The sequence below is a fragment of the Saccharopolyspora sp. NPDC003752 genome (genome assembly GCF_053605825.1).
The window spans coordinates 320,024-333,493 of the sequence record NZ_JBSGJZ010000003.1 but is presented as its reverse complement, the minus strand read 5'-3'; the positions used below and the strand labels follow the sequence as shown (position 1 = coordinate 333,493).

11 protein-coding genes are annotated in these 13,470 nt (G+C 70.3%); 8 read left to right on the top strand and 3 right to left on the bottom strand.

The features are described 5' to 3' along the window. Positions 1-80: 80 nt before the first annotated feature. Entirely contained in the window at positions 81-464 is a 384-nt protein-coding gene (locus ACWEV3_RS06725) for a hypothetical protein (protein ID WP_452612929.1), read from the bottom strand. A 148-nt stretch (positions 465-612) separates the two neighbouring features. On the opposite strand from ACWEV3_RS06725, the gene ctaE reads away from it, so the two are divergent. From ctaE to ACWEV3_RS06700, 5 genes are all read left to right on the top strand, one after another. Then, positions 613-1,224, top strand: a complete 612-nt coding sequence (ctaE, locus tag ACWEV3_RS06720; RefSeq protein ID WP_452612928.1) for an aa3-type cytochrome oxidase subunit III — start codon at positions 613-615, stop codon at positions 1,222-1,224. A gap of 107 nt (positions 1,225-1,331) precedes the next feature. Beyond that, entirely contained in the window at positions 1,332-2,138 is an 807-nt protein-coding gene (qcrC, locus tag ACWEV3_RS06715) for a cytochrome bc1 complex diheme cytochrome c subunit (RefSeq protein WP_452612927.1), read from the top strand. Next, the gene (gene qcrA, locus ACWEV3_RS06710) at positions 2,135-3,259 is read left to right on the top strand and encodes a cytochrome bc1 complex Rieske iron-sulfur subunit (protein ID WP_452612926.1); all 1,125 of its coding nucleotides are present in this window, start codon (positions 2,135-2,137) and stop codon (positions 3,257-3,259) included. Before qcrC ends, qcrA begins: the two co-directional genes overlap by 4 nt. Then, positions 3,256-4,908: a cytochrome bc1 complex cytochrome b subunit gene (gene qcrB / locus ACWEV3_RS06705; protein WP_452612925.1), complete on the top strand. Its 1,653-nt coding sequence runs from the start codon at positions 3,256-3,258 to the stop codon at positions 4,906-4,908. The genes qcrA and qcrB overlap by 4 nt, the downstream gene beginning before the upstream one ends. Positions 4,909-5,005: 97 nt before the next feature. Next, positions 5,006-5,431, top strand: coding sequence for a PPOX class F420-dependent oxidoreductase (locus tag ACWEV3_RS06700; protein ID WP_452612924.1), 426 nt, complete (start codon positions 5,006-5,008; stop codon positions 5,429-5,431). Between the two features lie 9 nt (positions 5,432-5,440). Here ACWEV3_RS06700 and ACWEV3_RS06695 read toward each other — a convergent pair whose 3' ends face one another. Continuing rightward, positions 5,441-7,159, bottom strand: a complete 1,719-nt coding sequence (locus ACWEV3_RS06695) for a DEDD exonuclease domain-containing protein (RefSeq protein ID WP_452612923.1) — start codon at positions 7,157-7,159, stop codon at positions 5,441-5,443. A gap of 132 nt (positions 7,160-7,291) precedes the next feature. Between ACWEV3_RS06695 and ACWEV3_RS06690 the strand changes: the two genes are divergently transcribed. The 3 genes from ACWEV3_RS06690 (at position 7,292) to ACWEV3_RS06680 (ending at position 11,401) form a co-directional block, all read left to right on the top strand. Then, positions 7,292-8,608, top strand: coding sequence for an NYN domain-containing protein (locus ACWEV3_RS06690; protein WP_452612922.1), 1,317 nt, complete (start codon positions 7,292-7,294; stop codon positions 8,606-8,608). A gap of 451 nt (positions 8,609-9,059) precedes the next feature. Further along, on the top strand, positions 9,060-10,031 hold the full coding sequence (locus ACWEV3_RS06685; protein WP_452612921.1) for an NlpC/P60 family protein: 972 nt from the start codon (positions 9,060-9,062) through the stop codon (positions 10,029-10,031). Positions 10,032-10,135: 104 nt separating this feature from the next. Further along, positions 10,136-11,401 carry a basic secretory protein-like protein gene (locus ACWEV3_RS06680; protein WP_452612920.1) on the top strand — a complete coding sequence of 422 codons (1,266 nt, stop codon included), beginning with the start codon at positions 10,136-10,138 and terminating at the stop codon, positions 11,399-11,401. A gap of 130 nt (positions 11,402-11,531) precedes the next feature. Here the strand turns inward: ACWEV3_RS06680 and ACWEV3_RS06675 are convergent, their stop codons facing one another. Then, positions 11,532-13,340 carry an AMP-dependent synthetase/ligase gene (locus tag ACWEV3_RS06675; RefSeq protein WP_452612919.1) on the bottom strand — a complete coding sequence of 603 codons (1,809 nt, stop codon included), beginning with the start codon at positions 13,338-13,340 and terminating at the stop codon, positions 11,532-11,534. Between the last annotated feature and the right edge of the window lie 130 nt (positions 13,341-13,470).

Sequence of the window (13,470 nt, the reverse complement as noted above, 5' to 3'; positions counted from 1 at the left end):
CAGGATGGGTCCGTCGGATGCTATCGGCCCGACCGGGGCGAACAGTAGCCGCCCGGGCAAATCGATCAACCGGAAGTCGATCAGCTCGGCCGGTCCGCGGCGGGTTGCAGCGCGTCCCAGCCGAAGGATTCGCCGCCGTGCCGCTGGGCGAGACCGGCCATCCGGGAGCTCTCCTGTGAGCAATGCAACGCATCGAGTTGCTGGACACGGAGCGCGATCAGTGCGGCCAGGCCCGGCGCGGCGTGCTCTTCACCGCGCCCACCAGGGCGAACGGACCAGCCGTCGGCGTCCAGCAGGGCCCGTGCCGACTCGATCGAGTGCTCCGGGAGGGCCAGGTGGTGGCGCAACACCGCAGGTAGTCCGGGGTGCCAGCGGGCCGACCGCGCGAGGACGGCCGAGGCCGCCTCGGTTTCGTCGAACGCGGTCACGACGATCTCCAGGCTGGGGTCGTCGATGCTGATCACGGGCCTGCTCCGGGCGCGGCGGCCCGCTCTGAAGGCCGACCAGCTCGCGCGGATGCCTTTCACGGTGCGTTACCTCCGGGTTGCAATCCGATCACCCTCCGGCGGACGGCCGGACCCGAAGGCGCGAGGGGAAAACGTGCAAGACATAATGCGTCGCGTGACAACGGCAGCGCCCTCAATCAGTCAACGCGTGCATTCGCTGAACCGGCCGAACATGGTCAGCGTAGGCACCATCGTTTGGTTGGCCAGCGAGCTGATGTTCTTCGCTGGGCTCTTCGCCATGTTCTTCACGGTGAAGGCGCAGAGCGAGGGCGAGTGGCCACCACCGCCCACCGAGCTGAACCTCCCGTACGCCCTCCCGTTCACGATCATCCTGGTGGCGTCCTCGTTCACCTGCCAGTGGGGCGTGTTCGCGGCGGAGCGCGGTGACGTCTTCGGTCTCCGCCGGTGGTACGTGATCACCCTGATCATGGGCACGATCTTCGTGCTCGGGCAGGCCGGTGAGTACTACACCCTGGTCACCGAGCACGCGACCACGATCGCTTCGTCGGCGTACGGCACGGTCTTCTACATGACGACCGGCTTCCACGGTCTGCACGTCATCGGTGGGTTGATCGCCTTCGTCTTCCTGATCATCCGGACGAAGCTCAGCAAGTTCACGCCGGCCCAGGCCATCGCGGCCATCGTGGTGTCGTACTACTGGCACTTCGTGGACATCGTGTGGATCGGGCTGTTCGCCGTGATCTACCTCGTCCCCTGATGGATGAAGCAGGGTCCTTGGCCCATGAAGCAAGGTCCCTGTGATCGGCTTCTCGAACGAGGTCGAAACCGAACACCCCGAACCGGACAGCAAGGGTTGCCGCTCTCATGACCACCAACAAGAAACGGAACCGCGCGGGCTCGAAGCTTAAGCGGCGGATCTCCGGTGTACTGGCGTTGGGCATCGCGCTGGTGGGTGCCGGTGGGCTGTACACCGTCGTGACTCCCGAGCCGCAGACCGCGCACGCCGCTGCGGACCCGGCTTTGGTGAGGCAGGGCGAGCAGCTCTACAACAACGCCTGCATCTCCTGCCACGGCTCGAACCTGCAGGGCGTCCAGGACCGCGGTCCGAGCCTGGTCGGCGTCGGCGAGGCCGCCGTGCACTTCCAGGTCGCCACCGGCCGGATGCCGATGGTCCGCCAGGAAGCGCAGGCGACGCGCAAGCCGCCGAAGTTCAACCCGGAAGAGATCGACGCGCTCGCCGCCTACGTGCAGACCTACGGCGGTGGGCCGGAGTCGCCGAAGAAGACGGGCGAGGCGCTGCAGGGCGGCAACACCGCGCGCGGCGGCGAGCTCTACCGGCTCAACTGCGCGTCCTGCCACAACTTCACCGGGCGCGGCATCGCGATGTCCTCCGGCAAGTTCGCGCCGAACCTCCACGAGGCGACCGAGCGCGAGATCTACGAGGCGATGCTCACCGGCCCGCAGAACATGCCGAAGTTCTCGGACCGGCAGCTCACGCCGGAGGAGAAGCAGGACATCATCGGCTACATCAAGTCGGTCACCGACGGAAACAACAACCCGGGTGGCAACGACCTGGGCGGCTACGGGCCCGGGCCGGAAGGCGTCATCGCCTGGGTGGTCGGGCTCGGCGCGCTGATCGGCCTCACCCTGTGGATCGGAGCCAGGGCATGAGTGAGCAGAAGAAGGAATACACAGAGGCCGAACTGGCCGAGATGAGCCGCGACGAGAAGGTCCGGCTGGGCTTGGCGCTCGACGACGTCGAGCTCGTCGAGTACCGGGACAACTTCCCCGTCCAGGGGACCCGGGCCGAGCGCCGCGCGGAGCGCGCGGTCGCCGCCTGGTTCACCCTCGCCGGGCTGTCGGCGCTGGCGTTCATCGCGGTCTTCGTGTTCTGGCCGTGGAGCTACCAGCCGCCGTCGGACGAGCGCGCGCACTTCATCTACTCGCTGTACAACCCGCTGATCGGTTTCTTCTTCGGCCTGTCGATCCTGGCCGTCGGCATCGGCGTCGTGCAGTACCAGAAGAAGTTCATCCCGCACGAGGTCGCCGTCCAGCAGCGGCACGACGGTCACGGCTCCGACGAGGTCGACCGACAGACCACCGCCGCGCTGCTCGCCGACTCGGGCGTCCGCAGCGGCATCTCCCGCCGGTCGATGATCCGCCGCACCGCGGGCTTCGGCGCCGGTGCGTTCGGCGTCGGCGCGGGCGTGTTCGCCATCGGCGGCCTGGTCCGCGACCCGTGGGCGACCGAGGGCCCGGAGTCGCTGCAGCACACCGAGTGGCTGTCGGAGAACGGCGAGAAGACCTACCTGCGCCGCAACACGGGCAACCCGCACGAGATCTCCCTGCTGCGGCCGGAGGACATCGACGCGGGTGGCTTCGAGACCGTCTTCCCGTTCCGCGAGTCCATGCGGCACGACGAGCACGAGCTCGAGGCATCGATGAAGAAGGGCGACGCGCCGGTCATGCTGATCCGGCTTCGCCCCGGCAGCCAGCCGGTCAAGCGCAAGGGGCAGGAAGACTTCAACTACGGCGACTACTACGCCTACTCGAAGATCTGCACCCACGTCGGCTGCCCGACCTCGCTGTTCGAGCAGCAGACCGGGCGCCTGCTCTGCCCGTGCCACCAGTCGCAGTTCGACGTGGTCAACACCTACGCCAAACCGGTGTTCGGTCCGGCCACCCGGGCACTGCCCCAGCTGCCGATCGCGGTGGACGAAGAGGGCTATTTCGTGGCCAAGGGCGACTTCATCGAACCGGTCGGCCCGGCATACTGGGAGCGTAACGCATGAGTTCGATCACTCAACCGACGAAGTCGGAGAGCGCTGCGTACCGCAAGGTGGCCACCGCGGCCGACGAGCTCGACTCGCGGTACCAGCTGGCCAAGGGCATGCGGCGGCAGCTCAACAAGGTCTTCCCCACGCACTGGTCGTTCCTGCTCGGGGAGATCGCGCTCTACACGTTCATCATCCTGATCGTGACGGGCGTCTACCTGACGCTGTTCTTCGACCCCTCCATGGAGGAGGTCGTCTACAACGGCGTCTACCAGAACCTCCAGGGCGTCCCGATGTCCCGGGCGATGGAGACGACGCTGAACATCTCGTTCGAGGTGCGCGGCGGCCTGTTCATCCGGCAGCTGCACCACTGGGCGGCGCTGCTGTTCGTCGCGGCGATGGCGGCGCACATGTTCCGGGTGTTCTTCACCGGTGCCTTCCGCCGCCCGCGCGAGAGCAACTGGACCATCGGTGCCCTGCTGTTCATGCTGGGCATGTTCGAGGGCTTCTTCGGCTACTCGCTGCCGGACGACCTGCTCTCCGGCACCGGTATCCGCGCCACCCTGTCCGGCATCGTGCTGTCGATCCCGGTGCTCGGCACCTGGATCCACTGGGCGCTGTTCGGCGGTGAGTTCCCGGGCACGGAGATCATCCCGCGGTTGTACGTGCTGCACGTGCTGGTGATCCCGGGCGTCATGCTCGGCCTGGTCGCGGTGCACCTGGCGCTGGTCTGGTACCAGAAGCACACCCAGTTCCCCGGCGTGCGGCGCAAGGAGAACAACGTCGTCGGCGTCCGGATCATGCCGACCTTCGCGCTCAAGGGCGGCGCGTTCTTCGCGCTGGTCACCGGCGTCTGCGCGATCCTGGCCGGCGTCTTCCAGATCAACCCGGTCTGGAACATCGGCCCGTACAACGCCTCCCAGGTGTCGGCGGCCTCGCAGCCCGACTGGTACCTGATCTGGGCGGACGGCATCCTGCGGATCTGGCCCGCGTGGGAGCTCTACCTCGGGCCGTACACGGTTCCGCCGGTGTTCTTCGCCGGTGTCATCGGCATGGGCATCCTGTTCACGCTGCTGATGACCTACCCCTTGATCGAGCGCAAGCTCAGCAAGGACAACGCGCACCACAACCTGCTCCAGCGGCCGCGTGACGCGCCGGTCCGCACCGGCCTCGGCATGATGGCGCTGACGCTGTTCGGCGTGCTGATGATCTCGGGTGCGAACGACATCGTCGCGTTCCAGTTCAACATCTCGCTGAACGCGATGACCTGGGCCGGCCGCATCGGCCTGCTGGTTCTCCCGCCGCTGGCGTACTACATCACCTACCGGGTCTGCCTGGGCTTGCAGCACAGCGACCGCGAGGTGCTGGACCACGGCGTCGAGACAGGCATCATCAAGCGCTTGCCGCACGGCGAGTTCATCGAGGTCCACCAGCCGCTGGGCCCGGTGGACGACCACGGCCACCCGGAGGCGCTGCCCTACCAGGGCGCTCCGGTGCCGAAGAAGATGAACAAGCTCGGCGCGGCCGGCCGCCCGGTGAAGGGCAGCCTGCTCACCCCGGACCCGTCCGAGGAGACCGCAGCGCTGGAGCGCGCTCGGCACGACGACGTGGCCCGCGACGCGGAGCGCGAGCTGACGGCGGGCAAGCCGCAGCAGCCCACCGAGTAAGACGAGCACGCACGAGGCCCGGTACCCGAGAGGGTGCCGGGCCTCGTTGCTTTCGGAGCGATCGCGCGGCGGGCCAGGGGCGACTACGTTCTCCGGCGTGGCAACGATCAGGGATCCAGAAATCCGCGCCTTCCTCGAAGCGGGCACCCGCACCGGCAAGCTTGGCTTCACCGCGAGCGACGGGCGACCGCTGGTCGCGCCGGTGTGGTTCGTGCTGGACGGCGACGACTTGGTGTTCAACACCGGCAAGGACACCGCGAAGGGCCGTGCGATCGCTCGCGATCCGCGGCTCGTGCTGTGCGTCGACCTGCCAGAGCCGCCTTACGCCTTCGTGCAGGTGCAGGGCGTCGCGGTGACGTCCGAGGAGCCCGGCGAGCTGTTGCGGACGGCGACCGAGATCGGCGGCCGCTACATGGGCCGGGACCGGGCGGAGGAGTTCGGCCGCCGCAACGCCGTGCCTGGCGAGCTGGTGGTCCGCATCCGGCCGACGAAGGTGATCGCCGCCCTGGACGTCACCGGGTGAGCTCGGCCGTCAGTCGATGGCGGCGTAGGGGGTCCGGCCGGTGGTGGCCTTCTCCAGCCAGGTGCGCCAGGATCCGGCGGCACCGGCCGGTTCGGCCCACGGGATGCTGCACCGGACCATCCGGGTGCCCCCGGTGGTGAGCCAGCGGTAGACGACGCGCGCCTCGTCGGCCGTCGTGCCGTGCAGCGGCCCGGCGCCGGGGATGACGGTCTCCGCCGATGCCTGCAGCAGGTCCACGACCGGCATCGGCGGGACGCCGCGCCGCGCGTTGCCCGCGGCCGCGAGCCGCCCGTGCCGGATCACCGACAGGTGCCAGCCGCCGCGGCCGTCCGGCCGGGCCGCCACGAGCTCGGGCACGCCGGTCAGGGCGGCCAGCCGCTGCCCGCGGTCCAACGACCGCACGAGCGCGGCCAGCTGGTCGCGGTGCACGGCGGCGTCTTCGAAGCGCTGTGCCTCGGACAGCCGGTCGAGCTCGCCCCGCAGCTGCTCCAGCAGATCCGAGCTGCGGCCGCGGATGACGTCCTGGATGGAGATCACCGCGGGCTCGTACTCGGCGGCGCTCTGCCGCCCCGCGCAAGGCGCTCCGCAGCGCCCCAGCTCGTACAGGGCGCACGGGCGGCCGCTGGGTTCGCGCGCCGAGATGCGTTCGGTGCACCGGCGCACCGGCGCGGCGGATTGCAGCGCCTCGACGGCGGCGGCCGCCGCCTGGCGGGAGCCGAACGGCCCCAGCGCATCGGGTTTCGGGACGCGCACCACCGACAGGCGGGGGAACGGTTCGTCGGTCAGCACCACCCACCAAGCGCGCTGCGGGAACTTCGACCGCCGGTTGTAGCGCGGCTGGTGCGCGGCCAGCAGCCGCAGCTCCCGCACCTCGGCCTCCAGCGGGTGAGCGCACTCCACGTGATCGACCCGCTCGGAGATCAGCACCATCTCCTTGACGCGGCTGCGCCGCTCCCCGGCGGTGAAGTACTGCCGGACGCGCCGTCGCAGGTCGGTCGCCGTGCCCACGTAGAGCACCTCGTCCTTCGGCCCGCGGAAGAGGTAGACGCCCGGCGAGTTCGGCAGCCCGTCGGCGAGGCTGCGCTTGCGCCGCTGCTGCGGCGCGACATCGGGCAGGTGACCGAGCAGGTCCTCCAGCGTTCGCACCCCGAGCGCGCCCACCCGCTCCAGCAGGGCGTGCAGCACGTCCACGGTGGCGCGCGCGTCGTCCAGCGCGCGGTGCACCGGAACGGTGCGGGCGCCCAGCACCCGGGCGAGGGTGCCGAGCTTGTGGTTGGGCGTCTCGTCCCTGGTCAGCACCCGGCGGGAAAGCCGCACGGTGTCCACCACCTGCGGCTTCGGCCACCGCAGCCCGAGCCGCTCGCAGTTGGCGCGGAGGAACCCGATGTCGAACGGCGCGTTGTGGGCCACCAGCACGCTGCCGCGGCTGAACTCCAGGAAGGCGGGCAGCACCGTGTCGAAGCGGGGCGCTTCGACGACCATCGCCTCGGTGATGCCGGTGATCGACACGACAGCGGGCGGGATGCCGCGCTCCGGGTTGACCAGCGTGGCGAACTCGCCGAGCACTTCGCCGCCGCGGACCTTGACGGCGCCGATCTCGGTCACCGCGTCCTCGTTGCGGTCACCGCCGGTGGTCTCCAGGTCGACGACGACGAAAGTCACCTGGTGCAGCGGGACTTCCTCGGCGGTGAGCAGCTCGTCGAAGGACAGTTGCGGGTGCGCGGACATCGGCGATCACGTTACGTCCCGCTACCGACAGGCCCGGTGGATGCGGGGTTCTGGGACCTGGGCCATTAGCCTGTGGGGGTGGTACCGCCGAAGCCAGGGGCAACCGACGCCCCAACGCCCGACGAGTCTGCTGTGGACAGTGCACAGCAGGCCGGCGGTGGCCCGCCCGTCGACTGGGACGGGCTGCCCGGTCCGCTGCGCCTGCGGCTGGCGGAACTGGCGGCCTGCTCGCTGGCCGAGATGCGCGCGTCGGATGTGCCGGCCCAGCTCCGCCCGGTGGTCCGCTTCGCGCCGGCCAAGCGGGCCAAGCTCGGCCAGTCGGCGCTGATCGCGGCGCTGCGCGACTCCGGGGTGTTCCGCACCGCGGTCGTGGACTGGTGCGGCAACCACCGCCCGGAGGCGCTCGCCCTGGACGACCCCGATCCGGTCGTGGTCGCCGCGGCCGCCGTGCTGCTCGGCTCGCCGATCGCGCCGCACTACGTAGAACTGATCGCGTTCCGCGCGGAGCAGGGCCAGTTGCGCGGCGAGCGCGACTCCGCGACGGCGCGGGTCGAGCGGCTGACCGCCGACGTCGAGCGCTTGCGCGGAGAGCTCGCCGAGGCTAAGCACGCTGCCGAGCGCGTAGGCGACGAGAACAGCTCGGAGGCGGACCGGCTGCGCAAGCGCCTGCGTGAGCAGGGCGTGCGGCTGAAGGAAGCCAAGGACGCCGCGGAGCACGCGCGCGGCGAGCTGGCGAAGATCCGCGCGGAGCACGAGGCGGAGATCGAGGAGATCGCCGCGGAGCGCGACCGCGAGCGGACGCGAGCGCAGGACGAGCGGCGGCGCGCGGAGCGCGCGAGCTCCGAGGTCGAGGTGGCGCGGCAGTCCGCCCGAGAAGCCCGCCAGGGCGACGAGGTGCGGTTGGCGCTGCTGCTGGAGACGCTGGAGGGCGCCGTAGGCGGCCTGAGGCGCGAGCTGGGGGCGAGCGGGAGCGGGCCTCGGCCCGCGGACGTCGTGCAGCGCGTCAGGGCGCATTCCGGTGCGACCGGTGAGGTGCCGGACGTCGCCGCGCTGGACCGGTTGCTGGCGCTGCCCGCCGTGCACCTGATCGTCGACGGCTACAACGTGACCAAGACCGGGTATCCGGAACTGCCGCTGTCCGATCAGCGGGATCGGTTGGCGCACCAGCTCGCCGCGTTGTCGGCGCGGACCGGCGCCGAGGTCACCGTCGTCTTCGACGGCGCCGACGTGCTGGCGGTGCCGACCGCCGGCCCGCGCGGGGTCCGGGTGCTGTTCAGCGAGCCCGGGGTGCAGGCCGACGACGTGATCCGGGACCTCGTTTCCGCCGAGCCGAAGGGGCGGCAGGTGGTGGTCGCGACCTCGGACCGGGCCGTGGTCACCTCGGTCCGCCGGCGCGGCGCGTACGCCGTTTCGTCCGCGATGTTGCTGGCCCGGCTCAACCGCGTCTAGCAGCTTGCCGACGCAATCGACCGCCTGGCGATTCGCGGGCGCGTGGCCGATGTCATAACCGATCACCAGCGTGTCGTGCGTCTCTCGATCGAGTGGGTTCGAATACAACAATTCCAGGTGACCGGCCTGCATGATCCGTCACCGTGAGCGCATGACTCTCGTCCGTTAGAGGTCTTGTGCACGAAGGCACAAATTTTTGGACCCACTTCTGGACCTTGCGGCTCACCTTTCGTAACCTACTCGGGACCTCGTGGCGATCAGTTGCCCAGACCGGGCGGCCCGCGGGGCACCGTTGAACCGGCTTGTCGGGGAGTCGGGCCGTGTCGGGCAGGGGGCAACCGACCGGTAAGCGGGCGAAGCAGAAGGAGCAGTGCGCGACGTGGAGTCGCACCGACTTAAGCGCTCTTTGCGAGGTGCCCTGGCCGCAACCGCGGTCGCAGCCGTCGTTGGCATGACCTCCGGGCCGGCGCTCGCAGACCCACAACTCCCGAACAACGCGTCGGACGCGGCGAAGCAGGTGCAGGAGCTCCAGCACCAGGCCGAGCAGCTCACCGAAGAAGCGAAGAAGGCCGAAGACGACCACGACGCCAAGAGGGCGGAGCTGGATCGGGCGAACCAGGAGGCCGGCCAGGCCGAGCAGGTCGCCAACCAGGCCCGCGCCGAGGAAGAGCGGTTCCGCGGCCAGGTCGACCAGCTCACCCACGCGTCCTACCAGGGTGCCCGGCTGAACAAGCTGTCGGCGCTGCTGGTGAGCGAGACCCCGGAAGACTTCCTCAACCGCGCGTCCGCGCTGGACGCGCTGGCCAAGGACAACAACGACGCGGTCAAGGCGCTGTCCACGGCCCGGCAGCAGGCGGAGACCGCCGAGCGCGCCGCGCAGGACGCCCGCAACCGCGCCGTGCAGGCCGAGGCCGATGCCGCGCGCATCGCCGACGAGCTGGACCAGAAGACCAAGGCGATGAACGACCAGATCGCCAAGGCCAGGCAGCGCTACAACCAGCTCAGCGGCGCGGATCGCGACTCGCTGAAGTCCGACGGTGATACCGGTGTCGGCTCGATCGCCGGTGCCGGTGCGGCCGTCCAGGCGGTCAACGCCGCGCTGGGCAAGCAGGGCTCCGACTACGTGTGGGGAGCCAAGGGGCCGTCGACCTTCGACTGCTCCGGGCTGACCTACTGGGCCTACAAGCAGGCCGGCGTGACGATCGGCGGCTCGACCAAGACCCAGGTCACCCAGGGCCGCAGCGTGTCGGCGAGCGACCTCAGGCCGGGCGACCTGATCTTCTACTACAGCCCGGTCAGCCACGTCTCCATGTACATCGGCAACGGCAAGGCGGTGCACGCCCCGACCGAGGGCGACGTCGTCAAGGTGACCGACTACAAGAAGATCGGTCCGGTGACGGCGATCCGCCGCGTCGCGGGCTGAGCTGACGTTCCGCATTCGGGGCCGGCACCACCAGGTGCCGGCCCCGGACGCATGTCGGGGGACCCGGACGGGCCGCCGATGTGATCGGGAATACCATGCGCCCCGTGCATGCACCGGGAGTGTTTCGGGCGTGGCTGGCGGTAGTCGCCGCCGGCGCCGTGCTGGCCGGGGTTTCCACGATTCCGCTGCCGTTGCCGGACCTTCCGCGCACCGCGTCGGTGCGCGCCGGCTTCGCCGTGCCGGCGACGCCGGACGCGGCGGTGCGGGACCTGCTGGAGCGGCGGGCCGCCGCGGTCCAGGCCGGTGACGAGGCGGCATTCGCGACCACAGTGGACCCCCAGTCGCCGCCGGACTTCCAGCGGCGCCAGCACGAGCTATTCCGCAACCTCACGACGATCCCGGCGACCGAGTGGAGCTACGAGCTCGACGGGACGGCCGGTGACCGGCCTCCGGTGCCCGCGGCGGACGAGACCTGGGCCCCGCGGGTGGTGCTGCGCTACGCGCTGACCGATGTGGACGGTGCGCCGACCCGGCGGACGCTCGGCTACGTGTTCGCCCGGCGCGGCGGTTCCTGGTACCTAGCGGACGACGCCGGCGCCTGGCGGGGCCCGTGGGACTTCGGGCTCTGCCACGTGCAGCGCACCGCCACCGGCATGGTCATCGGCCACGACCCGGAACCGGTGGAGCGGGTCTCCCGGCTGCTGGACGACGCCGTGGCGGACGTGACGGCGGTCTGGGGACCGGACTGGACCCGGCGCGTGGGCGTGCTGGTCCCGGCGTCCCAGGAGGAGCTGCGTTCGCTGGTGGGGCCGGAGTTCGCGGTGGACGGCATCGCGGCCGTCGCGGTGGCCGACCGGGTGGACACCGACGCTCGCCGGGCCGAGGGCCAGCGGGTGGTGCTCAACCCCAAGGCGGCCGACCGGCTCTCCGACCAGGCCCTGCGCGTGGTGTTGCGGCACGAGATCACCCACGTCGCGGCCCGCGCGGACACGGCGGCCGACGCTCCGATGTGGATGCTGGAGGGCTTCGCCGACTACGTCGGCTACCGCGACAGCGGGGTGGCGCCGAAGGACATCGCCCCGGACCTCATCCGCAGGCTCCACGAGGCAGGGCCGCCGGCGAGGCTGCCCGACGACCGCGATTTCCACCAGGCCGGGCGTCGCCTGGACCTGGCCTACCAGCAGTCCTGGTCGGTGGTGAGCCACCTCGCCGACCGGCTCGGCGAACGACGCCTGGTGGACCTCTACCGCCGCGTGGCGGCCACCGGCTCACCGGCCGAAGTGGACGATGCCCTGCGCGAGGAGACGGGCCTCACCAGGGCCCAGCTGGTGGCCGACTGGCGAGCCGACCTCCGTCACACCTTCGGTTGATCTCGTGGGCTAGCTGAGGTTGGTCAAGGCGTCGTCGGCGAACGCGCTGACCCCGGTCGCGGCCAGCAGTGCCGCTGAGGGCCGCCGATTTCGCGGGAGATCGGCGGCCCTCAGCGCTGCAACGAGCCTGCTACGAGTAGATCGCCTCGATGGTGGCCGCGTGGTTCTCGGCGACCTTGTTCCGCTTGAGCTTCATGCTCGGCGTCAGCTCGCCGGTGGCCTCGGTGAAGTCCTCCGGCAGGATCCGGAACTGCTTGATCTGCTCCGCCCGGGACACCGCCTTGTTGGCCTCGTCGACGGCCTTCTGCACCTCGGCGCGCAGGTCCGGGTCGTCGATCAGCTCGGTCGCCGGGGTGTTCTCCGGCCGGGAGTTGTTCGCCAGCCAGGACGGCAGGAACTCCGGGTCGAGGGTGATCAGCGCGCCGATGAACGGCTTCTGGTCGCCGACCACCATGCACTGGCTGATCAGCGGGTGCGCCCGCAGCGCGTCCTCCAGCATCGCCGGGGCGACGTTCTTGCCGCCCGCGGTGACGATGATCTCCTTCTTCCGGCCGGTGATCTTCAGGAAGCCCTCGGCATCCAGCGAACCGAGGTCGCCGGTGTGGAACCAGCCGTCATCGAGGGATTCCTTGGTGGCGGTCGGGTTGTTCCAGTACTCCTTGAACACCACGTCGCCCTTGATCAGCACCTCGCCGTCCTCGGCGATGCGCACCGACGTGCCCGCCACCGGCTTGCCGACGGTGCCGACCTTGAACGCGCTCTCCACGTTCACCGCGGCCGCGGCGGTCGTCTCGGTGAGCCCGTAGCCCTCCAGCACCGGCACGCCGACGCCGCGGAAGAAGTGCGCGAGCCGCTCGCCCAGCGGCGCGCCGCCGGATACCGCCGCGATGCAGCGGCCGCCGAGGGCCGCCCGGAGCTTGCCGTACACGAGCTTGTCGAACAGCGCGTGCTTGAGCTTCAGCCCCAGGCCCGGGCCGCCCTCCTCCTGGGCGCGGCTGAACGCGACCGCGGTGTCCTCGGCGACGTCGAAGATCCGGCCCTTGCCGCTGCCGTGCGCCTTCTGCTTGGCGGTGTTGTAGACCTTCTCGAACACCCGCGGCACCGCCAGCACGAACGTCGGCCGGAACGAGCCGAGGTCGGCGACGAGGTCCTTGATGTCGCTGGTGTGGCCGAGGGTGACTCTGCCGTACACGCACATCACCGTGATCGCGCGGGCCAGCACGTGCGCCATCGGCAGGAACATCAGCATCGAGTTGCCGGGCCGGGTCAGCTGCGGGAAGGCCTCGATGTCCGCGCGCACCTCGGCGAGCATGTTGCGGTGCGTGAGCACGCAGCCCTTGGGGCGGCCGGTGGTGCCCGACGTGTAGATCAGCGTCGCGACGTCCTCGGCGCGCACCGCGCGGCGGCGCAGGTGCACGTCGCGGTCCTCGACCTCCGCGCCGAGCGCGGTCAGCTCGTCGACCGCTCCGGCGGCTCCGCCGCTGGTCGGGCCGTCGATCTGCCAGACGTGGGAGACCTCGGAGAGCCGGCCCACGACCTTGTCCACCTCGGCGCGGTGCGCCTCGCTCTCCACGATCACGGCCTTGGCCGCGGAGTCGGTGAGGATCCACTCGACCTGGTCGGCCGCGGACGTCTCGTAGATCGGCACCGTGACGCAGCCGGCCGTCCAGATCGCGAAGTCCAGCAGGCTCCACTCGTACCGGGTCCGCGACATCAGGCCGACCCGGTCACCGGGCTCCAGGCCTGCGGCGACCAGGCCCTTGGCCACGGTCAGCACTTGCGCGGCGAAGTCGGCGGCGGTGACGTCGACCCAGGTGCCGTCCACCCGGCGCCGGAAGCTCACCGTGCTTCCGAAGCGCTCCGCGTTGGCCCACACCATGTCGGTGAGGTTCTCGTCCTCGGCCACGGTCGTTGTGGCGGGTGCGCTGAACTCTCGCACGTCGAAACCTCCGAAAACACACCAGTCAGTGGGGCACAACCTAACGCTGATAGTTACTGAGCGGTAGTCCCCGTTGTGCGCCCGCTCCAGTCAACACAGCGTAGTTGCCCCGATGATCGGCATGGTGCCG

Coding starts and splice junctions, on each gene's coding strand:
- qcrB (WP_452612925.1), top strand. CDS start 3,256: ATGAGTTCGATCACTCAACCGACGAAGTCGGAGAGCGCTGCGTACCGC.
- ACWEV3_RS06695 (WP_452612923.1), bottom strand. CDS start 7,159: ATGTCCGCGCACCCGCAACTGTCCTTCGACGAGCTGCTCACCGCCGAG.
- ACWEV3_RS06685 (WP_452612921.1), top strand. CDS start 9,060: ATGACCTCCGGGCCGGCGCTCGCAGACCCACAACTCCCGAACAACGCG.
- qcrA (WP_452612926.1), top strand. CDS start 2,135: ATGAGTGAGCAGAAGAAGGAATACACAGAGGCCGAACTGGCCGAGATG.
- qcrC (WP_452612927.1), top strand. CDS start 1,332: ATGACCACCAACAAGAAACGGAACCGCGCGGGCTCGAAGCTTAAGCGG.
- ctaE (WP_452612928.1), top strand. CDS start 613: ATGCGTCGCGTGACAACGGCAGCGCCCTCAATCAGTCAACGCGTGCAT.